The sequence below is a fragment of the Gluconacetobacter brunescens genome (genome assembly GCF_048695475.1).
Classification (GTDB): domain Bacteria; phylum Pseudomonadota; class Alphaproteobacteria; order Acetobacterales; family Acetobacteraceae; genus Gluconacetobacter.
The window spans coordinates 1,337,786-1,360,727 of the sequence record NZ_JBLHEN010000001.1 but is presented as its reverse complement, the minus strand read 5'-3'; the positions used below and the strand labels follow the sequence as shown (position 1 = coordinate 1,360,727).

General features: G+C 63.4%; 33 protein-coding genes, 1 tRNA gene and 1 pseudogene. 18 read left to right on the top strand and 17 right to left on the bottom strand.

Annotated features, from left to right (window positions below; genetic code table 11):
- Positions 1-11: 11 nt before the first annotated feature.
- The 5 genes from ACMAUO_RS06140 to ACMAUO_RS06120 form a co-directional block, all read right to left on the bottom strand.
- Positions 12-1,247, bottom strand: a complete 1,236-nt coding sequence (locus ACMAUO_RS06140) for a phage major capsid protein (protein ID WP_420356044.1) — start codon at positions 1,245-1,247, stop codon at positions 12-14.
- A gap of 84 nt (positions 1,248-1,331) precedes the next feature.
- Positions 1,332-2,042 carry a head maturation protease, ClpP-related gene (locus ACMAUO_RS06135; RefSeq protein ID WP_420356043.1) on the bottom strand — a complete coding sequence of 237 codons (711 nt, stop codon included), beginning with the start codon at positions 2,040-2,042 and terminating at the stop codon, positions 1,332-1,334.
- 50 nt (positions 2,043-2,092) lie between these two features.
- On the bottom strand, positions 2,093-3,436 hold the full coding sequence (locus tag ACMAUO_RS06130; RefSeq protein ID WP_420356042.1) for a phage portal protein: 1,344 nt from the start codon (positions 3,434-3,436) through the stop codon (positions 2,093-2,095).
- The gene (locus ACMAUO_RS06125) at positions 3,424-5,121 is read right to left on the bottom strand and encodes a terminase large subunit (protein WP_420356041.1); all 1,698 of its coding nucleotides are present in this window, start codon (positions 5,119-5,121) and stop codon (positions 3,424-3,426) included. The genes ACMAUO_RS06130 and ACMAUO_RS06125 overlap by 13 nt, the downstream gene beginning before the upstream one ends.
- Positions 5,118-5,420, bottom strand: coding sequence for a hypothetical protein (locus ACMAUO_RS06120; RefSeq protein WP_420356040.1), 303 nt, complete (start codon positions 5,418-5,420; stop codon positions 5,118-5,120). The genes ACMAUO_RS06125 and ACMAUO_RS06120 overlap by 4 nt, the downstream gene beginning before the upstream one ends.
- Before the next feature lie 81 nt (positions 5,421-5,501).
- On the opposite strand from ACMAUO_RS06120, the gene ACMAUO_RS06115 reads away from it, so the two are divergent.
- Both ACMAUO_RS06115 and ACMAUO_RS06110 read left to right on the top strand, forming a co-directional pair.
- Positions 5,502-5,927 carry a type II toxin-antitoxin system HicA family toxin gene (locus ACMAUO_RS06115; protein ID WP_420356039.1) on the top strand — a complete coding sequence of 142 codons (426 nt, stop codon included), beginning with the start codon at positions 5,502-5,504 and terminating at the stop codon, positions 5,925-5,927.
- The gene (locus tag ACMAUO_RS06110) at positions 5,924-6,313 is read left to right on the top strand and encodes a type II toxin-antitoxin system HicB family antitoxin (RefSeq protein WP_420356038.1); all 390 of its coding nucleotides are present in this window, start codon (positions 5,924-5,926) and stop codon (positions 6,311-6,313) included. The genes ACMAUO_RS06115 and ACMAUO_RS06110 overlap by 4 nt, the downstream gene beginning before the upstream one ends.
- Before the next feature lie 4 nt (positions 6,314-6,317).
- Here ACMAUO_RS06110 and ACMAUO_RS06105 read toward each other — a convergent pair whose 3' ends face one another.
- The 8 genes from ACMAUO_RS06105 to ACMAUO_RS06070 form a co-directional block, all read right to left on the bottom strand.
- Complete coding sequence (locus ACMAUO_RS06105; RefSeq protein WP_420356037.1) at positions 6,318-6,635, bottom strand: HNH endonuclease signature motif containing protein; 318 nt, start codon at positions 6,633-6,635, stop codon at positions 6,318-6,320.
- 56 nt (positions 6,636-6,691) lie between these two features.
- Complete coding sequence (locus tag ACMAUO_RS06100; protein ID WP_420356036.1) at positions 6,692-7,177, bottom strand: DUF6362 family protein; 486 nt, start codon at positions 7,175-7,177, stop codon at positions 6,692-6,694.
- A 232-nt stretch (positions 7,178-7,409) separates the two neighbouring features.
- The gene (locus ACMAUO_RS06095; protein ID WP_420356035.1) at positions 7,410-9,344 is read right to left on the bottom strand and encodes an ATP-binding protein; all 1,935 of its coding nucleotides are present in this window, start codon (positions 9,342-9,344) and stop codon (positions 7,410-7,412) included.
- Complete coding sequence (locus ACMAUO_RS06090) at positions 9,262-10,251, bottom strand: DUF7146 domain-containing protein (RefSeq protein ID WP_420356034.1); 990 nt, start codon at positions 10,249-10,251, stop codon at positions 9,262-9,264. The genes ACMAUO_RS06095 and ACMAUO_RS06090 overlap by 83 nt, the downstream gene beginning before the upstream one ends.
- A gap of 35 nt (positions 10,252-10,286) precedes the next feature.
- Positions 10,287-10,517: a hypothetical protein gene (locus ACMAUO_RS06085; RefSeq protein ID WP_420356033.1), complete on the bottom strand. Its 231-nt coding sequence runs from the start codon at positions 10,515-10,517 to the stop codon at positions 10,287-10,289.
- Positions 10,514-10,729 (bottom strand): hypothetical protein, encoded by a 216-nt coding sequence (locus ACMAUO_RS06080; protein ID WP_420356032.1) that lies wholly within the window; start codon positions 10,727-10,729, stop codon positions 10,514-10,516. Before ACMAUO_RS06080 ends, ACMAUO_RS06085 begins: the two co-directional genes overlap by 4 nt.
- Positions 10,719-10,913, bottom strand: a complete 195-nt coding sequence (locus ACMAUO_RS06075) for a hypothetical protein (RefSeq protein WP_420356031.1) — start codon at positions 10,911-10,913, stop codon at positions 10,719-10,721. The genes ACMAUO_RS06080 and ACMAUO_RS06075 overlap by 11 nt, the downstream gene beginning before the upstream one ends.
- Positions 10,913-11,401, bottom strand: coding sequence for a phage regulatory CII family protein (locus ACMAUO_RS06070; RefSeq protein WP_420356030.1), 489 nt, complete (start codon positions 11,399-11,401; stop codon positions 10,913-10,915). Before ACMAUO_RS06070 ends, ACMAUO_RS06075 begins: the two co-directional genes overlap by 1 nt.
- Before the next feature lie 1,176 nt (positions 11,402-12,577).
- Here ACMAUO_RS06070 and ACMAUO_RS06065 point away from each other — a divergent pair.
- Complete coding sequence (locus ACMAUO_RS06065; protein WP_420356029.1) at positions 12,578-12,883, top strand: hypothetical protein; 306 nt, start codon at positions 12,578-12,580, stop codon at positions 12,881-12,883.
- A gap of 176 nt (positions 12,884-13,059) precedes the next feature.
- On the opposite strand, the gene ACMAUO_RS20915 is transcribed toward ACMAUO_RS06065, so the two are convergent.
- Positions 13,060-13,266 (bottom strand): YdaS family helix-turn-helix protein, encoded by a 207-nt coding sequence (locus tag ACMAUO_RS20915; protein ID WP_473965173.1) that lies wholly within the window; start codon positions 13,264-13,266, stop codon positions 13,060-13,062.
- Positions 13,267-13,346: 80 nt separating this feature from the next.
- On the opposite strand from ACMAUO_RS20915, the gene ACMAUO_RS06060 reads away from it, so the two are divergent.
- The 15 genes and pseudogenes from ACMAUO_RS06060 to ACMAUO_RS05990 all read left to right on the top strand — a co-directional run bounded on the left by ACMAUO_RS06060 (position 13,347) and on the right by ACMAUO_RS05990 (position 20,441).
- Positions 13,347-13,727, top strand: a complete 381-nt coding sequence (locus ACMAUO_RS06060; protein WP_420356028.1) for a helix-turn-helix domain-containing protein — start codon at positions 13,347-13,349, stop codon at positions 13,725-13,727.
- Positions 13,728-13,818: 91 nt separating this feature from the next.
- A complete protein-coding gene (locus tag ACMAUO_RS06055; RefSeq protein ID WP_420356027.1) occupies positions 13,819-14,070 on the top strand; it encodes a hypothetical protein in 252 nt (83 codons plus the stop codon).
- 44 nt (positions 14,071-14,114) lie between these two features.
- Positions 14,115-14,375: a hypothetical protein gene (locus tag ACMAUO_RS06050; protein ID WP_420356026.1), complete on the top strand. Its 261-nt coding sequence runs from the start codon at positions 14,115-14,117 to the stop codon at positions 14,373-14,375.
- Entirely contained in the window at positions 14,359-14,706 is a 348-nt protein-coding gene (locus ACMAUO_RS06045; protein ID WP_420356025.1) for a hypothetical protein, read from the top strand. Before ACMAUO_RS06050 ends, ACMAUO_RS06045 begins: the two co-directional genes overlap by 17 nt.
- A 32-nt stretch (positions 14,707-14,738) precedes the next feature.
- Positions 14,739-14,987, top strand: a complete 249-nt coding sequence (locus ACMAUO_RS06040; RefSeq protein WP_420356024.1) for a hypothetical protein — start codon at positions 14,739-14,741, stop codon at positions 14,985-14,987.
- Positions 14,984-15,217 carry a hypothetical protein gene (locus ACMAUO_RS06035; protein ID WP_420356023.1) on the top strand — a complete coding sequence of 78 codons (234 nt, stop codon included), beginning with the start codon at positions 14,984-14,986 and terminating at the stop codon, positions 15,215-15,217. The genes ACMAUO_RS06040 and ACMAUO_RS06035 overlap by 4 nt, the downstream gene beginning before the upstream one ends.
- 12 nt (positions 15,218-15,229) lie before the next feature.
- Positions 15,230-15,493: a hypothetical protein gene (locus ACMAUO_RS06030; protein WP_420356022.1), complete on the top strand. Its 264-nt coding sequence runs from the start codon at positions 15,230-15,232 to the stop codon at positions 15,491-15,493.
- On the top strand, positions 15,490-15,900 hold the full coding sequence (locus ACMAUO_RS06025) for a hypothetical protein (protein ID WP_420356021.1): 411 nt from the start codon (positions 15,490-15,492) through the stop codon (positions 15,898-15,900). Before ACMAUO_RS06030 ends, ACMAUO_RS06025 begins: the two co-directional genes overlap by 4 nt.
- Positions 15,897-16,262: an ASCH domain-containing protein gene (locus tag ACMAUO_RS06020; RefSeq protein ID WP_420356020.1), complete on the top strand. Its 366-nt coding sequence runs from the start codon at positions 15,897-15,899 to the stop codon at positions 16,260-16,262. Before ACMAUO_RS06025 ends, ACMAUO_RS06020 begins: the two co-directional genes overlap by 4 nt.
- Before the next feature lie 190 nt (positions 16,263-16,452).
- Positions 16,453-18,123 carry a DNA cytosine methyltransferase gene (locus ACMAUO_RS06015; RefSeq protein ID WP_420356019.1) on the top strand — a complete coding sequence of 557 codons (1,671 nt, stop codon included), beginning with the start codon at positions 16,453-16,455 and terminating at the stop codon, positions 18,121-18,123.
- Positions 18,123-18,593, top strand: a complete 471-nt coding sequence (locus tag ACMAUO_RS06010) for a hypothetical protein (protein WP_420356018.1) — start codon at positions 18,123-18,125, stop codon at positions 18,591-18,593. The genes ACMAUO_RS06015 and ACMAUO_RS06010 overlap by 1 nt, the downstream gene beginning before the upstream one ends.
- On the top strand, positions 18,590-18,976 hold the full coding sequence (locus ACMAUO_RS06005; protein ID WP_420356017.1) for a hypothetical protein: 387 nt from the start codon (positions 18,590-18,592) through the stop codon (positions 18,974-18,976). Before ACMAUO_RS06010 ends, ACMAUO_RS06005 begins: the two co-directional genes overlap by 4 nt.
- Entirely contained in the window at positions 18,969-19,217 is a 249-nt protein-coding gene (locus tag ACMAUO_RS06000) for a hypothetical protein (protein WP_420356016.1), read from the top strand. The genes ACMAUO_RS06005 and ACMAUO_RS06000 overlap by 8 nt, the downstream gene beginning before the upstream one ends.
- Positions 19,210-19,359, top strand: a pseudogene (locus ACMAUO_RS05995) (helix-turn-helix domain-containing protein); the annotation flags it as partial. The gene ACMAUO_RS06000 and the pseudogene ACMAUO_RS05995, both read left to right, overlap by 8 nt.
- A gap of 20 nt (positions 19,360-19,379) precedes the next feature.
- Entirely contained in the window at positions 19,380-20,441 is a 1,062-nt protein-coding gene (locus ACMAUO_RS05990; protein WP_420356015.1) for a tyrosine-type recombinase/integrase, read from the top strand.
- A 36-nt stretch (positions 20,442-20,477) separates the two neighbouring features.
- Here ACMAUO_RS05990 and ACMAUO_RS05985 read toward each other — a convergent pair.
- The 3 genes from ACMAUO_RS05985 to ACMAUO_RS05975 form a co-directional block, all read right to left on the bottom strand.
- A tRNA-Thr gene (locus ACMAUO_RS05985) sits at positions 20,478-20,552 on the bottom strand.
- 109 nt (positions 20,553-20,661) lie between these two features.
- On the bottom strand, positions 20,662-21,075 hold the full coding sequence (gene dksA / locus ACMAUO_RS05980; RefSeq protein ID WP_420356014.1) for an RNA polymerase-binding protein DksA: 414 nt from the start codon (positions 21,073-21,075) through the stop codon (positions 20,662-20,664).
- A gap of 153 nt (positions 21,076-21,228) precedes the next feature.
- The gene (locus tag ACMAUO_RS05975; protein WP_420356013.1) at positions 21,229-22,881 is read right to left on the bottom strand and encodes an efflux transporter outer membrane subunit; all 1,653 of its coding nucleotides are present in this window, start codon (positions 22,879-22,881) and stop codon (positions 21,229-21,231) included.
- Positions 22,882-22,942: the final 61 nt, after the last annotated feature.

The window sequence follows — 22,942 nt, the reverse complement described above, 5'->3', positions numbered from 1 at the left end:
AGCCTCCCCGATCAGCCGCCGGCGGCCGGCATCGCCATCGACTTGATCGGCTGCGCCGCCGAGGGCAGGCCGCCACCGAAACGGGCATAGCCGAAGAAGCCGGTCTGGAGAAAATCGGCATACCGCTCGTTCAGGCGCACAATGCTGACATCGCGGACCATGCGATATTTGTAGTTCTTCAGATTGCCGAACAGAATCGGCTGCTTGCCGGCGCCGATATCTGGCATGCTCTGGTTGATGAGGATCGGATAGCCCGCGAACATATCGGGCATCCCGGCCGTCAGGCTGGAAACCCAGAGCGGCCGACCCTGTGTGTCCTTCAGCTTGTGCAGCGCCTTCGTGCTGTTGTCGTTCATCATGAAGACAGAGCCGGTGCGGTATGCCGGGTCGACACTGTGGATCAGGTCCACAAAATCGTCATAGACCAGCGACGCGGCCGCCGCCGTTACGCCAACTGTTGAGGCCGTCAGAACGCCCATCGGGCCCGCAGCGCCGCCGGCACCGATCGTCAGGTCATCGGCGAGCGTGCGGCCAAACGCAGTCTGGAGCGCTTGGCGGATGAACGCATCCAGGTCGATGAAGCTGTCCTGCATCAGCGTCCACGGCACCAGGATCGCATCCGTCGCATACAAGAAGGCCTTGAGGGTCGTCTGACCGAAACTCAGAGTTCCCTGACCGATCTGGGTGTTCTCGGTAATGATCTTCGCCCGGCGCCCGGTATCATCATTGGTCGGCCAGGGGAGATCGGCGCCGGTATCGGTCACGACTTCATCGAAGTAGTTCAGCGCCTGGAAATAGGACTTCAGGGCGACCAGGAGCTGCGCCGCGAATGCGGGCGGTACCAGATATCCGCCGGCGGTTGCGGGCGTCGTGCTCTGCGCATTCCGGATGTTGCTACTCTGGGTGACGATCCGGCCCTGAGCGAAGATCCGATCGTCCGGCGCAACGCCTTCCATGCCGTTGCGGAGCCATGACATGAAGACGCGGGTTTCGCGCTGGTCCTCGTCCGCACGCTGACCGGGGCTGACGCCTTCGCGCTCGGCCCGTGCCGCCACCTGCTGGGCCAGCTCGGCATCCGCCGCATGCGCCCGCTCCAGGCGGTCGATCTGGGCTTTGACGCCATCAGCCTCGGCCATCATGGCGTCGAACTGGGCGACCTGTTCTGCCGTCACGTTCTCGGTGGAGATCAGGGCGCGCGCGTCTTCGATCAGCTTTGCCCGTTTGGCGCGCAGGTTCTTGATAATCATCTGTGTTTCCCGGATGGATGGAAGGGAGATGGCGACCCGATCAGCGCGTGGTCAGGTCATGATGCAGGGTGGAAAAGCGGCCGATCAGCCGGCGTTTTCCGCCTCCGCAAGCTGGATAAGGCGGCGCCGCGAGGCGAGGCTGGCCGACAGATCAGTCAGCACCGCCGCCGGCGCCGGCGCAGTGAGGATCTCCGGAGCGCGGGCAAACACGCCGGGGCGCAGCGACGCCTTGGCACTCTCGCCGCCCGAGAGGATGGTGTCGGCGAAACCGGCGTCCTTCGCCTCCTGCGCCGTGAACCAGGTTTCCGCGTCCATGAGCTGACCCATGGCATCGGCCGTCTGCCCGGTCTTCTGGGCGTAGAGCGATGCGAGTTGACCATCGATCTTGCTCAGGACCGACGCCGTTTCGGTCATGTCGTTTCTGTTGCCGACCACGACCCCCCAGGCATTGTGGATCATCAGGAAGGCATTTTCGGCCATGGAGACGGATGACCCAGCCAGCGCGATGAAGGACGCTGCCGACGCCGCGATTCCATCGACGACCACCGATACGTTGCCGGCATGGGCTTGAAGGGCAGCTAACATCGCCAGGCCGTCGAACACGTCGCCGCCCGGGCTGTTGATCCGTACGACAATGTCGCCGTCACCGGCCTGGGCGAGGGTCTGGACAAAGTCCTTGGCAGTCGTGCCCCAGAAGCCGATCTCGTCGTACAGGAGGATTTCTGCCGGCTTGTCGGCCGCCGCGCGGGGGCGAAGGCCGAGCGTCTGGGGCAGTCCCGCCTGGGCGTGCGTCATCAGCGCGCGGTTCGAGAACCGCGCGGCGGGCGAATGATATCGGTGCATGGTCAGTCCTGCTGGCTGCGCCGTTCAGGCGCCTGCGGTTGCTGGGGCGCTGGCTGCGGCGGTTTCGAGGCCTGGGTGGTAAGCGGGACGTTCGTGCTGTTGATCAGCGGGATGTCGCCACCCTGGACCGGAGGTCTGTTCTTTTTCCGTCGGGCTTCGTTAATCGTTTGGGTGCCGGAGGAAATTTCCTGCGCTGTCACCTGGGCAGATTTGACCGGGTCCATGGACAGCAGGCCGTCGCGTTCGAACTCGACGAAATAGCTGGTGCCGCCAAAGAGCTTGTAATTCAGCTCGCTTTCGATCCGGCTGAGGTCGGCATCGAGCGTGAAAATCAGATAGGCAAGCGTATTCTCGGACAGACCGGTGCCCCATGAGGTCGTTTTGTCGGTCTCATTGAGCAGATGGAGCGGCACGCCGAAGAAGCGCGAGATGTCCGCCACCTGGTAGCGCCGGGCCTCGATCGTCTGAAGATCCTGCGGGCTGAGCTGAAAGGGCGTGTATTTTGCCCCGTCATCTACCACCACGGTGCCGCCCCATCTCGATACACCGGAATGTGCGGCGTTGAATTCCGCCTTCGCACGCAGGATTGCGTCGTCGCTCATGCGCGTCGGAACCTGCAACACACCGCTAGGCAGAGCAGCGTTTTGATGCAGGCGCCCGGTCCGCTCCTCCATGGTCAATGCCAGGCCGACGGAACCGCGTGCAAACGCCTGAATCCTCGACAAGCCTTTGCGCCCGTCGAAACCCGGTCCGGGGATATGGATCATATCCTCGTGGCGGATTGTCTCTACGAATCCATCGTCATGGGTGCAGACGTAGAAATTGACGCCCGGATATTGCGGCAATCGAACCGGCTCGACATGCCCAGGAAGGAAGGTCTCGAACCCGACGACCCGCCCAGCGCCATCATAGCGGATCGCGCTATAATGGTTCCCCGCCAGCAGCACGTTGATGCCCCATAGTTCCCGCCAGGAGAAAGCAGTCATCGACCGTCCCGGATAAGGGGCCTGCTGGAGCAGGGGGGCCAAGCGGTGCTTGGGCGCCTCCACCCGCTGGCCATCTTCCTGCCGATGATAAATCTTCAACGGCAGCCCCGCGATGACCCCGGATTCCAGCGTGACACAGCGATAAACTGCCGAGCAGGCCATGGCCGTGCTTTCGCTGATGCGCGGCATCCATTCGGTCGAGCGGCCGCCGGTATAGCCAAGCCATGATTCCCAGGACGCGATATCGGTCAGCGGCGTGGTCGGGTTTTCGGGGTTGCCGGCGGCCCGGAACACGGGCTCGACCCGCGCGCGGGGCGCTGCGGCAGCCCCCGTTCCGAATAGACCGCTCAGCAGGCCCACAGGCTCTTCCTTTCGTAAATGCTCCGGCCTTGCGGCTGGGGATTTTTGGACATCAGGACGACGGCGTTCAGCAGCGCCATCAGCGGGTCGATCTTCAGGCGCCCGGCGGCCTGCTTGGTGATGATGATGGCATTGCCGCGTGGCTCCACCTTCGCGTTGCTCACCGCCCAGGCCATAATCGGGCGACCACCATGGAGCAGCGTGCCGTCCACCAGTTTGCGTTCGGCCGTCTTGATGGCGCCGGTCAGCGACCAGCCCTGAGACACACCGACGACGCGATCCCCGGCGATCTGCCGGTCGGCCAGGGCGTCTACGACCGCGCCTACACCCATCGGGTCGAGACCGACCATGGCCAGGCACCCCGACCGATCGACATCGCGCAGGGTATCGGCCAACTGCTCGATATCGGAGCCTGGCTCCTGGACGATCACCAGGTCTCCCTGCCGCTCGAAGTCGCGGAGCTGGGACGCTTCGCTTTTCCGCAAACCCAGAACACCCTCGAACACCCACGACCGCTGCCAGTGCAGCCATTCCATCGTGACGCTGTCGCGGCCGACAACGGCCAGGGACAGCAGATCGTCCAGACCGCCGCCGTCGATTCCGGCCACGACGACCTCAGATCGTGTCAGCAGTTCGTCCAGCGTTAGGTCCGGGTCGCCGGCGCCCTCCCAGTAATCTGCCCCGACCCAGCGGTCAGAGCGGAGCGCCAGCCCGATTTCGACGTTCAGATGCTGGGAGGCCCAGCGGATCAGTTCCTCTTTGCTCGTCTTCTTTGCCTCGGCGAATTCCTCTTCGAGGCGCGGTACCGTAATCGACAGCCCTGCATTTGGCAGCACCATGTGCCAATGCTTTGGGTCTTCCCACGGTGCCGGCTCGTCTGGCACGCGGGCTGGCTTCTGGATGTCGGCAGGAAACTCGTAGATAATCGGCAGCGTACGGCCAGTGCGTTTACCGTCGCGGATGCTTCGCGCCTTGATCAGGTCGGCCCTGAAGACCCCCCGAGGGGGTCGCTCGCTCTGGGTCGAGATGACCACCAGAAAGGCGTCCGATTGGCTGATCATGCCGCCCCGGATCTGCCCCATGACGCGATCTGCCTCGGCTTTTTCGGCAATGACGTGCTCTTCATCGACGAGCGCTCCGGCGAGGATGACGCCGGTCATGACATCGGGGCTAAACGTCTTGATCTTTAGCGTGGCCCCAGTGGGCCGGTAGGTGATACATTTAAGGTGCGACTGAATTTTGCATAAGCTCTTCAACTTTTTGTCGCAATCAATCATGCCCGACGCCTGACCGAACGCTATGTTGGCCAGTTCCTTGGTCGGGGCGACGAGGATGAATTCTCCAAGGGGCCGCTCGTTCATCAGCAAAGAAGTCAGCATGACTGCTGCGCTGTACGTTGTCTTGCCGTTTTTTTTGGGAACTAGCGCGAAAATTTCGCGGATTGCCCGCTGCATGCTGTCCGTATCAAGCGATCCATGGAGCGCCCGAACGATATCGCGGAACCAGTCGCCCCCGGCTTTACCCAGCGGCGGCGTGCCAATGATGTCAGGTATCCGGAGCCGATCGAATATCCGGGCAGCCCTGTCCGCCCTAGCGACGTTCAGGAGGGGTAGATCGGGTATCAGAGAGCGGCCGGTCCTGATCCGGTCTTCCCAGTCAGGACAGCTCAGATCCCACGCCGTCAATGCCGCGCCTCGTTCGGGGCAAGGTCATCGCCCCAATCATCACCCGCGCCCGTGGCGTCGCGAAGGTCACCTTGCCCGTCTGCCCGAGGGGCGAGCTTCGCATGCTCATAGGGACCGACCTCTTCCGCTGCCTTCATGCGGAAGTCGATCGGCGCAGTCTCGTCCCGCATGATCGCCAGCCAGAAGTCGCGCGGCCGGGCTGTTTCGGGGCTTTGAAGTCTCGGCCCCGACCAGCCGGACGCAGAGACATCGAGCTTTTTCTTGCGACCGGCGCCAGGGCGACTGCCACCGCGAGCCATCTGACCCTCCTTTGATTTCTTTGATTGTTTTCAAACACGGGCAAAAAATCTGTGCGTGAGCCTGATGCGGTTGGGGCACCCATGCGCCCCAGAGATTCGATACCCCCCCCCCCGGCATGCGCGGTGCGCATGGGGTGCGCCGGGTGCATAGGTCCGCATTCTTGCATGCGGTCGGCGCATGTATGCGCACCGCGCATGGAAATCCGTTCCGCATGCGCATCACGCATAGGCCGAGCAGAGCATCACAGGTTGAATTATATACACACGATCATACATATGATCTTGCGTCGGTGTTCGGGTGTGTGTATAAACATACTCATGAACAGCCGAGAGATCATCAAGGCGATCGAGGCTGACGGATGGGTGCTCCGCCGAATAACCGGGAGCCATCACCACTTCCGTCATCCCACGAAGCCCGGAACCGTCACCGTCCCGCATCCCAAGCGGGATATCCATCCGAAGACACTGAGAAGCGTCGAGAAGCAAGCAGGAGTGAAGCTCACATGACCAACTACATCGCACTGATCCACAAGGACCCTGACACCGACTTCGGTGTCAGTTTTCCGGACTTTCCGGGGTGCATCACCGCTGGCCGCACCTTGGACGAGGCGCAGTCCATGGCGCAGGAGGCGCTTGAAGGACACATCGCCTGCATGGCCGAGGACGGCGAGGCTGTGCCGGCACCGTCCAGCCTGGAGACGATCATGGCCGATCCGGAGAACCGGGATGGCGTTGCGGTGCTGATCGCCGTTCGGACGCCGAGCCGGGCTGTCCGGGTGAACGTCACTCTTGAGGAAAGCCTGCTGTCAGCGATCTCCGGCGTCAGCAAGAACCGGTCCAAGTTTCTGGCCGAAGCAGCATGGGAGAAACTGAACCGCGAACACGCTGCCTGACGGTCTATCCGTACCGTGCCGCTGTCCGTGCGGCCCGTGTCTTGGCGGTCTTGGCCGTGTGGCACGAGCCGCACAGGAGCTGGATGTTCGACGGGTCCAGCGGCGCGCCGCCGTCTTTCAATTCCCGGATGTGGTCGCCGAAGACACGGACGCCTTCGCGTCCGCAGGACTGGCAGCACCGGCCCCGCTGTTCGACCAGGCGCGTCATCAGGCTGCGCCATGGCTGCGAGAGATAGAAGGGATCAGCGGTTTTCGGGGCTGGCCGAGCTATCCGGGTATCGACCACGGACAAGCGGGGAGACAGGCATTTCAGGCGTGCCATGCGCGGTTCTCCCCAATAAAAAACGGCGCGAACCCCGAAGGATGCACGCCGCCCGATCATGGGGCTAAAAAGACTGCATTTTGGGAAGTTTGGGAAGCAAAAAAATCAGGTTGAGCGATTTTTTTCGCGATGACTGCAATCCCGCAGGAAGCCCAGCCCTTTGCGGTGTGATGGTTCGTGCCGAGGCGGTCGGCGATCTGGCGCCAGCTCATGCGGTGACGGTGCGAGATCGGATGGATCGCCATCCGCAGCAGGATGACCAGGCGATGGTTACGGTGCTCGATCCAGGCGACCCAGTCCAGCGCCTCGCCCATGCGGCTGATGGCGGCTGCTGAGGGGCGGCTGGGCGCTGCCTCGGCATCCATGTCGGCAAACAGCAGATCAGCCTCGCTGCGCACGATCTCGGGCCAGTTGGCACGGATCTCGGCGGGGCGCAGTCCACATGCAGGCATTGCCGCGAGCGTGCAGCCGGCCTCGAACAGACGGCGCTCGATCTCGACCACCAATTCCGGCCCGGTCAGCGCGTTCCCATCCGTTCTCATAGCTGTTCCCTTTTATATCTATATATATCAATATGTTATATGTATTGAGAACAAGAGAACAATGAGAACGCTATTTTCTGCCAAAGCGATGAAAGGCCAGAAGATGGCGATGGCTCATATGTATATGTAAAATCGCGTTCTCAATGTTCCCATGTGACCATGTTGATTTCACACGGTTTTCCTGTTCCCAATGCGTTCCCATCGTGTTCCCAATGCGGAACCGGGCGCGGGATCAGTCGTCGTCGTCGCCGTTGAAACCAAGCTCTTCGGCTGAAACCCACCAACAGCCGCGCTGTTTCTGGCCTTTAGATATCTGCACTGGCTTGGCCTGTTGTCGGGCGGATTCCAGCCTACCCAGCTCGAATACCCAGCGATTGCCGACGAATGGCGTGTCAGAAAACAGGTCCCGCAGCATAGAGTTTGCAGGCGAGAACCAGACGCCAGCGCCATCGGCCATCCGGGGCGTGGGACTGCCACGCTTGTTCTTGAGATCGTCGGGCCGGATGACACGCATCCCATACTGCGCCAGAATCTCGACCGCGTTGTATTTCGTGAGCGCGTCTACATCCGGCGTGGCGCTGCCCTTGTCGTCCAGGACGTGACCGATCAGCGCGCGCAAGGGTTTGCGCTCAGTCGAGCGGTTGAGCTGCACCACACGGGACATCAGGTGGTTGACCATCTGGGTCGGCGCGTCCTGCGACACGACTTCATCGGACTGGCGCATGTATTCGCGCAGGCCCTCAGCCTCGGTCTCAGCCTCGCGCAGCGTGGGGATACCGTCCCTGGTCAGCACCCACCAGCCAGACAGCAGCGCGCCAAGCTGGTCCATCTCGCGCGGGGCGCAGCCGGCCTTGCCGATAGCATCGCGGAACCGTTTGACGGCCTCGCGATAGCGATCCCACCCGGCGAGGGCGCGGCCCCACAACGCGCCGCCGGTGTCTTTCGCCCACCGGACAAGCGCCTGATGCTCCGCGCTATGGTCGGCGCCGACGGCGGGGCGCGTCAATTCGATGATGGTGAACCGGCCGAGATGCTGGGGCTTCATATCCGGGGGCGAAATCGACGCCATGATGATGCTGCCCGCCACCTCGATCTTGCGGGCCCGGCCATCAACGCCGCCGCGCGATCCCTTGGTGCCTTCGCCGCCCGATGCCGACAGCACCATATCGAGCAGGGCGCGGGCGCCGCGCTGGTCCTCACGGTCTGAGGCTTCGTCGATGAACATTGGCATAGCGCGGCCATCCAGTGACTGTTCCAGGCCAGCCTTCGAGGTATCGTTCGTATAAAAATGCAGCGGGGCCGCAGCGCGCAGAACGGCCAGCAGCGATGACTTGCCGCACCCCGCACCGCCAGTCAGGAAGCCCGCCGGGCGCCACGGAATGGCAGCACCATAGTATGAGCAGGCCAGCAGGCCGATGACAGCAATGGCAGCGCCATTCACGCGGAAATTCCAGAGTTCCTGTAGTTGGCCTTGCAAGAAGGCGGCAGATTCGGGCCCACAGCCAGGGCGTGGGATCGGCGAGGGCGACGCAGCCGCCCATATCTGGTTGCCGGTCCGCGTGCCAATCGGCTGGAGCTTGGCACCGATCAGCACCCGGTCGCCGCAATGCACGATCGGCATGCCCTCGACATCGGGCCACACACCCGGGCGGCGGATCAGGATGTGGTCACCGTACAGGCCCGCCTCGAAGCACTCCCGTTGCAGGTACTCGGCCGCGTCATTGATCTTGAAATCTACCGTGATCTCCTCGCTCTGTTCCTGACCATCGCGGCCCTTCTTCTTGATCAGGGTCTTTTTCGGAAACCGGTCCATCAGCCATGCCTTGATGCCGCCGAACAGCGCGATCAGCGCCCCGCGCCGCGTCATTTCGCCGGCCGACAGCGACCGAAGCTGGCCCACGCGGTCGAGGAAGTAGAACACGCCGTCGAGATGGCCGAGGGCGACAACCGGGCATTTCGCCTCCTGGTCGTCCGTTTCCGGCGGCGGGCCGTCGTCCGATCCACCACGGCCACCCTCGATCACCTGAAACTGACGGTCGGCCCCGTCGACAGCCGCGCGCACGCCGGCGAACGGATCAACGGGATCAGTTGATTGCGTCATTGAAGTCCTTGCCTTTCGGCGGCCACGCAACGCGCACGTCGCGCCCAGCCGCCAGATGGTGGTCAATGGCCCGGCGCAGGCCTCGCTGCGCCTCGGGCTTTGTGTCTCTGTCCGCCAGCAGCAGCACCGAGCGCACTTGCGGCGGAAGCTGGACCGTGGCGAGATTTGCGAGGCTGACGGCCGCGATGATCCGCAGCTCCGGGCAGGCGAGGGCGACCGATAGACAGGTCTCGATCCCTTCGCCGATGGCAACCTGCTCGTCGGCCGCCGCGTCGCGCAGGGATTTACCCGATGCACCGCGACGCAGGCGGATTGAGCCGCCGACGAACCGACCGCGTACCTTTTTCGGCATGTCGAGCGGCGCCTTGCGCCAGATGCCGCCGGCATCCTGCGCCAGCCAGGTCTGGTGTGTGGCGACGTGCTGCCCCTGCATGTCGGCAATGGCGGCCAGCATCGCGGGCATGCGCTGGCCGGTTTCCGCGCAATAATGCTCCGGCGCGAACCGGAGCGCGCGCGGCGCCTGGCCCAACCTGCGCAGGTCGATGCCACGTGCCGTCAGATAAGCCTCGACCGGCGTGCCGGCGATATCGGCCTGGGCACCCAGCCACATGGCCTGCGCCCGTTTCCGGCCCGCTTCCTCGCTGTCCCGTTCCCCGCCGGTGGCGACCTTTTCGATCACCTCTGCCCGCCGGATCTCCACGGCGCCGAGATCGCCCAAGCCGAGCCAGCCATAAGCCCAGCGATAGGCCGCCTTGAGGTCGTTGCCCGTCAGCACGGCCGCGACCAGGTCCAGCGCATCGCCAGTTTCTCCGGTCGCGAAATCGGCCCATTTCCCGGACTTCTGGCCGCCCAGATGGACCGCCATCGACCCGCCAGCCTCACCCGCGACCGAACCGCAGACCCATTCGGCACCCTGCCGGCGACCGCCGGGCAGCAGCTCACGCGCCAGGGCCTCGATCTGTTGGGCCAGCATCGCAGAAACTTCGGCAGCAGCGGGGCGACGGGGGCTCATGCGGACGGAGCCGCCCGTTTGCGGCGCGGCCGATACCGCACGACCTTTTCCCAACCCATGACGTCGAGCAATTCCGGGCCGATCTGGCGGTGCCCGTTGATCGCGTTCGACAGCGTACGCAGGTTGCAGCCGGTCTGTTCGGCGAACTTCACCTGGCCACCCGCTTCGGCAACCAAGGTATTCAGTTTTGCATACAGGCCGATATGGTCGACGAGATCGTCGCTCATGATACCGCACCTTTCAGCAAGACCATCCGTCCGCCACGAATCAGCGTAGCGCCAGATGCGAAGACGCGGGCCTGGTCGCGAAGGTCGAGCCGCACCTTGGCGCCGTGCCTGATCTCTTCAAAATTGGCCGGCCGGGCGGGAATGGCATAGGGATGGCGGCGCGGCGCGCTGCCGAATGGCCGCGGGCCGGGACGGCGCTTGTCACGCGGCATGGCGCATGGCCTCGCGACCCGTCGCCGGTATCCGCTTTTGCATACCCAGCACGGATTTGCGCTGATAGACTGAGCGCTCGGAAATCCCGAGCCTGGACGCGATCGTGCGATTGGAAAAACCGAGACGATCGAACGCACGAATAGCCGGATCGAGCCGGCACCAGTCAAGGGCAGGGCGCGCCATCAGCGGGTTCCTTGCTTGAGCGGGACGACCGGGCACGCACCGTCCTGCATGGACATGCCGCGCAACGTCGCCATCGCGTGATTGACGAAATGATTGAGGCGATGGAGGCGCGCCATCAGGGCCTGGCGCTCGTCCTCGGTCACAATCCCATCCGCCAGAACGCGAACGGTCTCGGCCATCAGGTCGCCGGCACCGAGCGCGATATCCTGCATGTCCTGGGCTATATCGCCTTCGCCAACGCGGATCGGCAGGATCGCGTAACCCTCGGCATGCGCCATGGCGGCCAGGATGTGCGGGTGCTCGGCGCACTGGTCGAGGGCGACCGCGACATCAGCAGGCACCACCTGGGGGCTGTTGCGGTTGTAGTAATCCGCGATCTGGCTACGCCCGACGCGCGTGGCACTGGCGGCCGCGTCGATGCCGCCGACGGACGTGACGACCTGCTTGGTTGCCGTTTTTATGGCGGCTATGTCGTGTGGCGCAGTCATCGCGAATATGCGCTTTGAAGGCGGCACGCAGTCCGGAAACTGCGCAAGAAACGAATAAATGCGCACTCATAGAATTTAGTAATAATATATAAATCAAAGAGAAAGAAACTCATCCGTGTGCGTAAGACTTGTTTCATTTGGCGGAATGCCAAAAGATGCGAATTAATTCGCATTTGCGAACGCAAAAGAGAGGATGATGCGTAGATGCCTCGATTTGTGATACAAGAGATCATTCGAACGCTTCCGATAACGTCGCAGTATAATTTTCTAGATATTTTGTATATTTTGCGTCCAATGACAAAAATGGTGCGTATATCATCCATAGAAATTCTTATAGAAATCCAAAAATCGGGATGGCTGCCGATCATTCTTCCGCTCGTGCATTTGCTTCGCTGCTGTCGCAGGATCACGGACCACCAGTTCTCAGGACTGGTGGAAGATACGGAAAAAATTCGCGTGGTTCCGAAAAGACCGCCAAGGCGTCGGGTATCGGCCCGCTCAACAGATTGGCCCCTCTGACGCCTCGACTGGGTGCGGGCCGGCGCATTGGCGCACCGGCCCGCGTCGTCCATCATGGGGTGTCGATCACCATGAAAGGACGATACCGTGGCAGAACATTCCGAACTCATCATGCGCATGAACGGGCGAAGCGAACTGGAAATCAGCCTTGGCGCTGAGTTTATGCGTCTGTCCCCGCAGTATCTTACCGATATCATCAATAGCCTCATTGCGATCCGTGGGGCGATGCCGGTACCGTGCTGTTCGACGCACCTTCCCCAAGACAACGAGATAGTTCCCGGGGTAACTCAGCTATTGTTATCGGCCTCCGCTCCGGCCCAAGGAGGAGATGCGGGCGTTGATCTTGCGGTAGGAGCTGCGGGTCTCGGCTGGTTACGAACACGAGTTCGAACAGCGCACGCCCTTGAGTTTGCGCGCCAGATTCAGGAGGCTGCGGAGAACCCCCCGAGCCCGACGCACTAAGAACGATGTCCAGCAGTGGCACCCGGACTGCATCCGGGTGACCGGGCGCGTCGGGAGCGGCATGGTGGGGGTGTGACGGGGGAGGGGTGGTCATGCGGCATCTCCCGCAGGGGTTGCGCAGGTGCGGGCCGGCGTATTGGCACACCGACCCGCGTCGTCCACCATGGGGTTGTCGAAGCCACCATGGAGGAACCTATGGAACAGCGTGTTGCCGCCCTTGAAGCAAAATTGCAGGAATTCGAGGACGATCTTCCAAAGCTTGTTAAGGGAATTGGGGATCACATCAACAATACAAATTCGGCCGTCGCAGAGCTTGCAGAGCAAATGACGAAAGCATTCGACCACATGTCTACGCTTGCCGACCGCATTTCTGAAATATCCAATCAAACGGAAAGCAACACCGAGGGCATTGTTAAAGCAATGAATGCCATTTCCGATGCGATGGAAAAAACAACAGTATTGTTTGATGCTGTCACTGATATGAGGATTCGCCTGCGGTAGTTCCCGGTGCGGGCGGGGCAGGACGCGAGCGGCGCTGATTGAGTTCACCGCCTGCGACGCACGAATCGACGCCTCACGCATTGCCTTCAATGATGCATCAACACGCACCCGGACCGCATCCGAGTGACCTGAAGCGCCCTCAGCCACATGCTGGGGGCGTGAGGGACCAATCGAAATCATACCGCCGACTCTTCTGCCTGCGTATAGAGATCTGGCCTAAGTTCATGCGCGGGTCGCCCGACTGCCTGCGCAACGGTATCGACGCGCTTTTTCGGAATCCGCCTCCAGCGCGACACTGCCGCCGTGCTGATCCCACATGCACGCGCGATGCTCGTTACCGCACCGCGCCTTTGGACAATCTGCTCAAGGATCGTGTCTCTCATGCAGTTTCGTTAGCATTGCTAACGGATGGTCGCAAGCAGATTAAGGATGCCTCGTTAAGGTGCTGGCGCAAGGGTTACACATGAGCATCACCCCTAAACGCCCCCGCCGCCAGCCCAATGAACGGGCGCTGGAAATTGGAACGCGCATAAGAACGAAAAGAGAACTTTTGGGGTTCACGGCTGATGAGCTTGGGGCCATGATAGGGGTAACCGGGAATGCCGTTACTCAGTATGAGACTGGGCGTGCTACCCCAAAACCTAAGAGATTTGAGGCTCTTGCGTTGTCTCTTGGCACCACGACAACATGGCTATTGACGGGGAATGAGCCGGATCAACTTGCGCGCGCACAAACTAAGGTGGAGCTGGATCTCCTCTCCCTGATCCGAGAGATACCGCTCGACCAGCAGGCCTTGGCGCTGGCCGCTTTGCGCGGGATGGCGGAAACTATACGTAAAAAATAGAAACAGATTAGCATTGCTAACTTTCCGATTGCTTGCTGTTCATTAGCAATGCTAACGATACCTCCATCGCTACCCCGCGATGGAGGACCCCTTGCTCACCCACCCCCAGCCGGCACCCTACGGCCGCCCAGCGGTCACCCACTGCCGCAACCACCTGGACCGCGCGACAGACACCCGGTTCCGCGCGTCGCGCACGCTGGCCATCCTGCTGACGGCCACCCCTGAAAACGCGCCGGTCCCGCCCGAAACCCGCCGCCAGATCCGCCGCGAGATCGCGGCCCTGGAATCCGCCCTGACGATCGAGGCGAATGCCGCATCGCGCCTACGGGTGGTGGCGGGATGAGCGCGCCAGTAACGCCTCTGGGCATGCGGAATGGCCAGTATCTCGTGAGCGACATGAATGGACAGTCGCGCGCGCTTAGCCCGCAGGAAGTCGGGATGCGCAGTACGTTGATGTCGCTGTTTTATGGTGATGACAAATGGTTGCGCGCGACCTTCCCAATGGAGAAGCCGGTCAAGATAAGAGGCCCGCACGGAAAGCTGCTCTGGACGCGCAGGGTCGTGGATTTCGATCTGTCTAAGGCTCGCGATTGGATCGTGAGCGAATGCGTCAGGCGGGACCGCGTCGCCCATGCCGGGGGTGTTTGAGATGCCGCAGGTAGCTATCGCGAACCTCGACAAGGGCATCATCGAACGCCGAGCAAACAATGGCCATGGGATCGTCCCGGTCATTGGGCTGCTCGATGATCGAACCGCCATGTGGACCGGCAAAATTGGAATGTGCCCGCAGGTTTCGTTCGGTGAATGCGCTGACTTCGACAGCAATTGTTGCAGCGGCCTGTATCAGCGCGGCCTCGATAACGGGATCGAGCTTTTCGGACATATTCGGTTCCTCATCGAGTCGGTGAACACCTCGATGATGGAAGCGGCGGGAATGGCTGACAACGGCCATTCCCGCCTGCTGGGCGGTGCAGCATGAAAGCGCGCCGCAGTCCCTCCCTTGAAACCGTGATGATCCCGCGCGTGGAGCTGGCCACTCAGGCCGCGCTGCTGGCCCTGGCCGATCGCGCCCTCGGCCTGGTGATGGATGCTGGCCAGAATGGCGAGCTGGCACTGCTGGATCTGGAGCGGGCGTTCATCCTCGCGCGCACCGCGATCCGGAACGAGATCGCCAGCCGTCCAGCCCATCATGATCCCGGCGCGATCATGCGGCGCCCAAACCGCCCGCGTCGGGCCAGCATCGGCTGCACCACGCCATGATCAACATCGAAGAACTGGAATGGCTGGTCGATATCGTCCTGGGCGATCCACCGACCGACAACGCCGACATCCTGGCGGGCGCTACCGCGCTGGAGCGCGATGCGGACGAGATGGAGGAAACCTGCCCGGACGGCGCAAAGGCATGCCGGGTCCAGGCCCAGCGCCTGCGCGACTTCGCCGCCGCCCGCAAGGCGCGGATGGACGGCATTCCCGCACCACTGTTGCACTGAGGAAATCGAACAATGCAGATCATTCCTGCTGCGGTTTTGTTCGGGCGCTGCATTCCCGAGCTACAGCAAAAAATAGATTGGACCCTGGGTGCCGCACGGACGCTTCGCGCTCAGGCGTCACAGGATGCGCGGGCAGGCAGGCTCGCCCAGGCGAAGCAGCTCGCGAAGAACGCCGATGACTTCCAGATCATCGCGGAAAATATCCTGCTTCGGGCCGTGGACTGGCCGGAGCTGGGCATTCCGCCGGCGCCGACGCAGCGCGGGCGGGTATCATGACGCGCCAGATTGATCTGGAAGACGCCATCGCCCGAACCGTCGTCGCGGCCCGTACGAACCTGCCCGAGATCCGGGCCGTGAACGGTGCCGGCATGGCAGTCACGCGCGTTGCCCTACATGGCCGCCAGATCCGCCATCTGGAGACCATGCGCGGCCGGTCGCTCATGCACCGCGTGCGGACGCTGATCGATTACGGCCTGGAGGACGGCACGAAATACCGCACGCCGCCCGTTGAGGCCCTGCGGCCGGTCGGCGCAGTTCGCACGGTATCGCTCAGCCTGTCGGCCGACACGATGCGCGACATCCACCTGGTCGCGATCGGCGGACATCACCCGCTGACCTTCGCCGCAGCGACGCGCTGGCTGGTGGATCTCGGGGTCAAGGCGGATCGGGAGGGCAGGGCATGAAGGCGCTCTCCATCAAACAACCTTGGGCATGGCTGATCGTGAGCGGCCATAAGGACGTCGAAAACCGCTCTTGGTGGACGTCGTTTCGCGGACCGGTCCTGATCCATGCCGGAAAGCAGCATGATGGCCCAAAGGGCGACTGGGGCTGGCCGGACATCGCTCGTCCGGACGCGCTTGATTACGGCGGCATCATAGGCATCGCCGAGATCGTGAATTGCGTGAGGTTGCATAACTCTCCTTGGTTCTGCGGACCGCATGGGTTCGTTGTCCGGGGCGCGCGGCGGCTACCGTTCGTTCCCCTGAAAGGCCAGCTTGGATTCTTTGATGTCCCTGCCGATGTGGTTCGGGAGTTGGGGCTATGACGGCAACGAAGCCCAAGATCTGTCGATCCGTGCGCACTCTGGGATGCTGGGGCTTTAGTTCGGTGACCAATCGCGTTGTCGGGAGCCGGCATAGGTGGGACCGTCTGGGACGATGCGAATTCTGCAATCGCACGCAGGATCAGGTGCGGATCGTGGAAATCAGATCGGTCCCAGCGGACGGTGAGGCCGAATGAACGCGCTCGCCCCGATCGGCCGCCTAGCGCCGAAGCAGTGGTCGCTGGATACCGCCATCAATGTCGTCCTGTTCGCTGGCCTTGGTGGCGCCTGCGCGGGCTTGGAGGATGCGGGCCTGCCGGTCCATGTGGCCAATAACCACGACCCGGTTGCGCTGGCCGCGCATGCGGCGCTGTTCCCACACACCCGGCACGTCAAGGGCGACATTTTCGACGTGGACCCGCTGGTCGCGACCGGCGGCCGCCCGGTGAATGTCCTGTGGGCGTCTCCCGACTGTCGCGATCATTCGGTGGCCAAGGGCGCCGCGCCGCGATCAGCGCGGGTCCGGTCTCTACCGTGGCAGGTCTGCCGCTGGGCTGGCAAGACCCGGCCTCTGGTCATCATGATGGAGAATGTCCGCGAAATTCGTGGCTGGGGGCCGCTGATCGCCAAACGGGATAAGGCGACCGGGCGCGTCCTCAAGCTGGACGGCACCGTGGCCGCGCGCGGCGAGCGCGTACCACGTCACCAGCAGCAGCTCGTCCGCGACAAGCGGCGAGCCGGCCGGTCCTATCGGGCGTTCGTCGCGCATATCCGGGGGCTGGGATACGATTACCAGGACCGGGATCTGTGCTGCGCCGATTACGGCATTCCGACCAGCCGTCGGCGTTGGTTCGCCGTGGCGCGGCGAGACGGCCAGCCGATCGAATGGCCTGAGCAGACACACGCGCCGGCGGACCAGGCGAAAGCCCGGGGCCTGCGGCCGTGGGTTGGCGCCCACACGATTATCGACTGGTCGATCCCGATGCAGTCGATTTTCGACCGGGCCCGACCGCTCGCCGCGAACACCAATCACCGGATCGCAGTCGGTCTTCGGAAATTCGTGCTGGATTCGCCCAGGCCGTTCATTGTCCCGGTCTGCCATTCATCGAACATCACGGCGCATGATGGCCTGGAGCCGCTACGGACGATCACGACGGAACGCGGCGGCGGGTTCGCGGTTGTGGCGCCGACTCTGGCGACGCTTGCGCACGGCGACTTCCCCGGTGAGACCCGAAGCCCGGTTGATATCCAGAAGCCTCTTGGCACGCTGACTGCCGGTGGGAACAAGTTCGCGTTGGTCGCCGCCTGGATGGTTCAGCACAATTTCACGGTCGCCGAGGGCGTGATCGGTGCCGGCATGGATCAGCCGCTTTCGATGCTGGTGACGCGGGGCACCCAGAAATACGTCGCGGCGGCCAGCCTGGTGAAGCTGCGCGGCACCAGCACGGCGGCGGATATTCTGGATCCGGTGCCGACCCTGTCCGCCGGCGGCAATCATGTCGCGGCCTGCGCGGCGTTCCTGACCAAGTATTACGGGCAGGGTGGCGTGGCCCAAGGGGCGGATGATCCGCTGCATACCCTGACCACACTGGCCCGGTACGGCGTCGTCACCGTCCAGTTCCGGGGCAAGCCGCACGCGCTGTCCGACATCCTGATGCGGATGCTGGCGCCATCCGAAGCGGCCGCCGCACACGAACTGACGCTGCCGGATTGGATCGAGATCGACGGCAAGCGCCGGAGGCTGACCAAGTCCGAAAGCACGCGCCTGGTCGGCAACAGCGTCCCCAAACGCATGGCCACCCTGCTGGCCCAGGCAAACCGCGTTACCGTCCTCGATCGGGCGGCGGTGATCGCTGCGGAGTGATGATGATGTTCAAACGGAAACCTGACTTTGTGATCGGTGGAGACGCCGATCCATATCTTCGTCGCTGGTATCTGATACCGCGCAATCGTTGGCTCAACATCTATCTCCACCACTTCATGCGGAGCGACGATGATCGCGCGATGCACGATCATCCATGGTGGTGGATGAGCGTGATCCTCGCCGGCCCTGGCTATTATGAACACACCCCGAAAGGGATATTCTGGCGGAAGCCATGGCGCCCGCGCTTCGGCAAGGCGACCGCTCTCCATCGCGTTGAGCTTTCGCACATCGGGCAGCCCTACCGTCCGTATGACAGACCTGAGACCCCTGTCTGGACCCTGTTCCTCACGGGGCCGCGCATCCGTGAATGGGGATTCCAATGCCCGAGAGGGTGGACCCACTGGCGCATTTTCTGCGGCGTGCCGGCAGGACTGAACGGTGGCGCGAAAGGGCCTGGGTGCGACTCATGACCCAGCACAGGACGCGGGACGCACAGATCGCCGAGATACTGGGCGCAACGGCATCGGCAGTTATTCGGCGGGACTATCCGATGGACGTCTATCGGATCTGGGTCGACAGGATGCTGGAGGAAGCCGAGGGACGTGGCTATCAACGCGGTGCCCAGAATGGACGGGAGGCCGGCGTTACTATCGGCCGGCACCAGGCGCAGAGCGTCATTTCTGCCGCGATCGCGGTAGCGCTGTCGGAGCACGGCGTGGACGCCGCGCTCAAGGGCGGCGACCCGCTGGCATTTGAACCATGGCCGGAGATGGATGCCCTGGTGGTTGTTCTGGACGCAGCGCGGCCCGGCTGGCGCGACCGGGCGCTGGATGGGGGGCAGGGCGATGGCTGATCCGGCGATTCCGCCCCATCCCTGCCTGGCCGATCTGGTGATCGGGACGGCAGCTTACACGACGCGGCTGTATGGGGATGGGAAGGGCGCCTATGTCGGCGCCACGCGCGAAGACGGCAGCGCCTGCGCGATCGCCCATGTCGGGCGCCTGGTCACGATCGACGGCCAGCGCGTGCTGGAGCTGACGGGGTATCTGACGGTGCCTCGGCGTCCCACGGGGGAGAAGACGAACGATGACTAGCCTGCCACCCAAGCTATTCCGCGTGGCGGATGTGGCCAGTCGCTGGTCCTGTTCGAACCAGACGATCCACAACCTGATCCGGCGTGGCGATCTGCCCGCAATCCGCATTGGCGCACTGTATCGGCTGCGCCCCGATGACGTCCTCGCATACGAAAACCGAGAATGCCAAAATCAGTCGACGCCCCCAGCTACAGCCTCATGGAGCGCAACGGGCACTTCTACGTCCAATGGTGGGACCCGACCCGCAACAAGAGACGCCTATCTCTTGGGACAAAAAACCGCGATGAGGCGAAGCGCGCATTAGGGCGCTTCCTGGCGGGGCTGGAATCGCCTGAGCCTCCGAAATCGCCGGACCTCCAGGCGATCCTCGGAGGCTATGTTGTCGATCGTCGGGAATGCGGAATAGCCAGCATCCAATCTATCGAGCATGCAGCCGCAGCGGTATCGGAGCATTTAGGCACGCTCTCTGCCGAGCACCTGACGCGCAAGGCCTGCCGTGACTATGCCCGCAAGAGGCACCAGCAGGGGCGCAGGGGCATGCCCGACGGAAAATGGAGGGCCATTTCGGACGGGACCATCATCAAAGAACTGGTGACGCTCAGGAGTGCGCTGCGCTGGGCCCACTCCGAGAAATGGATCTCGACCGTTCCATATGTCGAAACGCCCAGCGCACCGCCGCCACGCGACCGCTGGCTGACGAAGGCTGAGTTTCAGCGACTACTTGGCAACACGTCGACGCCCCATGTCCGGCTGTTCATGCTGCTGGCGCTTTATACAGGCGCCCGGACCAGCGCGATCCTCGAACTGACATGGGACCAGGTCGACCTGGCCCTTGGCATCATCCGATTCGGCGCAGGCGTCGGCAACAAGGGGCGCTCGACCGTGCCGATCGTGCCGGAACTGCTGTCAGCGCTCAAAGACGCGGCCTTCATGCGCACCACGGATTGGGTGATCGAGTATCGCGGAGACCGGATTCGGAAGATCAAGACCGCGTTTAACAAGCGCGCGAAGGCTGCCGGACTGACTGGCGTAACGCCCCATACGCTACGGCATACCTGCGCCACCTGGATGGTCATGGGGGGCGTACCGTTTGAGATGGTGGCTAAGTATCTGGGAAACAGCATCGAGATGGTGGAGCGCGTCTATGGGCATCACAGCCCGCAATGGCTCAAGCGCGCAGCGGATGCGCTTTCCTTATTCTCTGGTCCACGTGGACCAGAATGAAGCCGGATGGCAATCTGATAAAATATAAGAAAATCATGGTGCTGCTGGACAGGATTGAACTGTCGACCTCTCCCTTACCAAGGGAGTGCTCTACCACTGAGCTACAGCAGCAACGGGGTGGGCGGTTCCTACCGCCTCCCGGGGAGCGTTGCAAGCCCCCCTGGCGAGAAAACATGACCGGGCCGGGTTGTCGCCGGTCAGGCCCCTCGCCGAAGCGGGGTCAGTCGTCGCGGTGGATCTTTTCCATGCGCTCGTGGCGCTCCTGCGCCTCGATCGACAGGGTGGCGATCGGGCGGGCTTCCAGGCGCTTCAGGCCGATCGGCTCGCCGGTTTCCTCGCAATAGCCGTACGAGCCGTTCTCGATTCGCAGCAGGGCCTGGTTGATCTTGGAAATCAGCTTGCGGGCCCGGTCGCGGGTGCGCAGTTCCAGCGCGCGGTCGGTCTCGACGCTGGCGCGATCGGTGATGTCGGCTTCGTGAATCCCGCCCTCCGAGAGGCTGGCCAGGGTCTCGTCGGCTTCCTTCAGGAGGTCGGCGCGCCATTTCAGGAGCTTCTGGCGGAAATATTCCACCTGAAGCGGGTTCATGAACTCCTCGGATTCCGAGGGGTGGTAATCGGGGGGCAGTGTGATCATGGTGCGCGTCCTTGAATATTGCCCCGGGACGAGATCATCGCCCGACAGGGACCCGCCGCGAAACGGGCGGCTTATACGCCGCCCTCCGCCATCCGCCAAGCCTGAAGCCGCTCGGATTCGTCTGGAAAAGCAGGATTCGAACCGGAGTTCCCCTCACGCCGGCCCGTGGGGAGCGGTCTGGGCGACCGCGCGCGGAGCCTGGGCCGAGGGGGGTGCGTCGGGGAACGTGGTCTCCCACCCCCCACCCAGGGCGGAATAAAGCTGCACCAGGTCGGTCGACAGGGTGGCCGTGCTGCCGGCCAGGTCGGTCTGCGCGCCCAGGATGCGGCGCTCGGCGTCCAGCACCGTCAGGAACGTCACCATGCCGTGACGATACTGGTCGCGCGCCAGGTCCAGCCCGCGCTGGTCGGCCGCGACCTCGTGCGCCAGGCTGTCGCGGCGCATCTGTTCGTCGCGATAGGCCGTCAGGGCGTTATCGACCTCGTGCCACGCGCCCAGGACGGTCTGGCGGTAGGAAATCGCGGCTTCCTGCTGGGCCGATTTGCGCAGTTCGAGCTGCCCGCGCAGGCGGCCGCCCTGGAAGATGGGCAGGGTGATCGAGGGACCGACATTCCATGCCCGCGCGTTCCAGAACCCCAGGTCGCGGAACGACAGGGACTGGAAGCCGAATCCGGCGTCGATGGTCACGCGGGGGTAGAATTCGGCCACCGCCTCGCCGACCTGCGCGGTGGCGGCGTGGAGCTGGGCTTCCGCCTCGCGGATGTCGGGGCGGCGGCGGGCCAGTTCGGACGGCACGCCGGCCGGCACGCGCGGCGGCACCGGCGGGATGGCCTCGGCCCTGAGCAGCTCGCCGGCCAGGGCGGCGGGCGGTTCGCCCAGCAGCAGGCTGAGCGCGTTGACCTGCACGGCGATCTGCTGCTCGGTCTGCGGGATGCGGGCGGTGGTGGCGTCGAGCTGGGATTGCGCGCTCTCCACATCCAGTTCGCTGACCAGGCCGGCCTGGTTGCGCTGGCGGCTGAGTTCCAGCGTGCGGGCGGCGGTGTCGCGATTGTCCAGCAGGATGTGCAACTGGGTCTGCGCCTCGCGCAGGGCCATGTAGTCGCGGGCCAGTTCGGCCATCCGAGCGGTCAGCACGCCGCGCCGTTCCTCGTTCGAAGCCTGCATGTCGGCGCCCGCGGCTTCGTACTGCCGGCGGACGCGGCCCCACAGATCGACCTCCCAGGTCGCGTCGATACTGTCCTTCCACTGGTCGAAGAGGGGGATCGACACATGGCCCGATTCGTCGGCCAGGCTGGCATTGCCCAATTGTCCGCCGAGAGCCTGCTGGACTTGCGGGGACCTGCCGACATCGCTGACGATGCGTTGCAGCATCTTGGTGCTGTATTGCGCGCGCGAATACGACCCGGCGGCGCTGAGGCCCGGATAGCGTTCGGCGCCGGCAATGCGGAGCTGGGCGCGGCTTTGCGCCAGCCGGGCGGTGGCGATGGCGACCGACAGGTTCTGCGATGCCACGCGGCGTTCCAGCGCCGACAGTTCGGCATCGTGGAATACGTCCCACCAGGCAGGGTCGGGCGTCGCATCGGAAATGTCGCTGGTGACCGGGCCTGTTGCCGGGCCGGTCGGCGGGGAGGAGCCCGGCCCGGCCCAGTGCGGAGGCGTCCAGGCGGCGGGTTTATGAAAGTCGGGCCCGACCGCGCAGCCACCGGCCAACGCCGATAATCCGATGATGGCGGCCCGCCAAGAATATCCCTTATGCACCAGACGGTCCCCTGCTTCCCCCGGTCCCGCCAGCGGTCCTATCGACATGACGGGAGGCAATATGACATCATCAAGAACAATGACCGACCGGTTCGGTCATTGCCGATAC

Coding starts and splice junctions, on each gene's coding strand:
- ACMAUO_RS06140 (WP_420356044.1), bottom strand. CDS start 1,247: ATGATTATCAAGAACCTGCGCGCCAAACGGGCAAAGCTGATCGAAGAC.
- ACMAUO_RS06135 (WP_420356043.1), bottom strand. CDS start 2,042: ATGACGCACGCCCAGGCGGGACTGCCCCAGACGCTCGGCCTTCGCCCC.
- ACMAUO_RS06120 (WP_420356040.1), bottom strand. CDS start 5,420: ATGGCTCGCGGTGGCAGTCGCCCTGGCGCCGGTCGCAAGAAAAAGCTC.
- ACMAUO_RS06115 (WP_420356039.1), top strand. CDS start 5,502: ATGCGCCCCAGAGATTCGATACCCCCCCCCCCGGCATGCGCGGTGCGC.
- ACMAUO_RS06110 (WP_420356038.1), top strand. CDS start 5,924: ATGACCAACTACATCGCACTGATCCACAAGGACCCTGACACCGACTTC.
- ACMAUO_RS06105 (WP_420356037.1), bottom strand. CDS start 6,635: ATGGCACGCCTGAAATGCCTGTCTCCCCGCTTGTCCGTGGTCGATACC.
- ACMAUO_RS06100 (WP_420356036.1), bottom strand. CDS start 7,177: ATGAGAACGGATGGGAACGCGCTGACCGGGCCGGAATTGGTGGTCGAG.
- ACMAUO_RS06090 (WP_420356034.1), bottom strand. CDS start 10,251: ATGCTGGCCCAACAGATCGAGGCCCTGGCGCGTGAGCTGCTGCCCGGC.
- ACMAUO_RS06085 (WP_420356033.1), bottom strand. CDS start 10,517: ATGAGCGACGATCTCGTCGACCATATCGGCCTGTATGCAAAACTGAAT.
- ACMAUO_RS06080 (WP_420356032.1), bottom strand. CDS start 10,729: ATGCCGCGTGACAAGCGCCGTCCCGGCCCGCGGCCATTCGGCAGCGCG.
- ACMAUO_RS06075 (WP_420356031.1), bottom strand. CDS start 10,913: ATGGCGCGCCCTGCCCTTGACTGGTGCCGGCTCGATCCGGCTATTCGT.
- ACMAUO_RS06070 (WP_420356030.1), bottom strand. CDS start 11,401: ATGACTGCGCCACACGACATAGCCGCCATAAAAACGGCAACCAAGCAG.
- ACMAUO_RS06065 (WP_420356029.1), top strand. CDS start 12,578: ATGGAACAGCGTGTTGCCGCCCTTGAAGCAAAATTGCAGGAATTCGAG.
- ACMAUO_RS20915 (WP_473965173.1), bottom strand. CDS start 13,266: ATGAGAGACACGATCCTTGAGCAGATTGTCCAAAGGCGCGGTGCGGTA.
- ACMAUO_RS06060 (WP_420356028.1), top strand. CDS start 13,347: ATGAGCATCACCCCTAAACGCCCCCGCCGCCAGCCCAATGAACGGGCG.
- ACMAUO_RS06045 (WP_420356025.1), top strand. CDS start 14,359: ATGCCGGGGGTGTTTGAGATGCCGCAGGTAGCTATCGCGAACCTCGAC.
- ACMAUO_RS06040 (WP_420356024.1), top strand. CDS start 14,739: ATGATCCCGCGCGTGGAGCTGGCCACTCAGGCCGCGCTGCTGGCCCTG.
- ACMAUO_RS06035 (WP_420356023.1), top strand. CDS start 14,984: ATGATCAACATCGAAGAACTGGAATGGCTGGTCGATATCGTCCTGGGC.
- ACMAUO_RS06030 (WP_420356022.1), top strand. CDS start 15,230: ATGCAGATCATTCCTGCTGCGGTTTTGTTCGGGCGCTGCATTCCCGAG.
- ACMAUO_RS06025 (WP_420356021.1), top strand. CDS start 15,490: ATGACGCGCCAGATTGATCTGGAAGACGCCATCGCCCGAACCGTCGTC.
- ACMAUO_RS06020 (WP_420356020.1), top strand. CDS start 15,897: ATGAAGGCGCTCTCCATCAAACAACCTTGGGCATGGCTGATCGTGAGC.
- ACMAUO_RS06015 (WP_420356019.1), top strand. CDS start 16,453: ATGAACGCGCTCGCCCCGATCGGCCGCCTAGCGCCGAAGCAGTGGTCG.
- ACMAUO_RS06010 (WP_420356018.1), top strand. CDS start 18,123: ATGATGATGTTCAAACGGAAACCTGACTTTGTGATCGGTGGAGACGCC.
- ACMAUO_RS06005 (WP_420356017.1), top strand. CDS start 18,590: ATGACCCAGCACAGGACGCGGGACGCACAGATCGCCGAGATACTGGGC.
- ACMAUO_RS06000 (WP_420356016.1), top strand. CDS start 18,969: ATGGCTGATCCGGCGATTCCGCCCCATCCCTGCCTGGCCGATCTGGTG.
- ACMAUO_RS05990 (WP_420356015.1), top strand. CDS start 19,380: ATGCCAAAATCAGTCGACGCCCCCAGCTACAGCCTCATGGAGCGCAAC.
- dksA (WP_420356014.1), bottom strand. CDS start 21,075: ATGATCACACTGCCCCCCGATTACCACCCCTCGGAATCCGAGGAGTTC.
- ACMAUO_RS05975 (WP_420356013.1), bottom strand. CDS start 22,881: ATGTCGATAGGACCGCTGGCGGGACCGGGGGAAGCAGGGGACCGTCTG.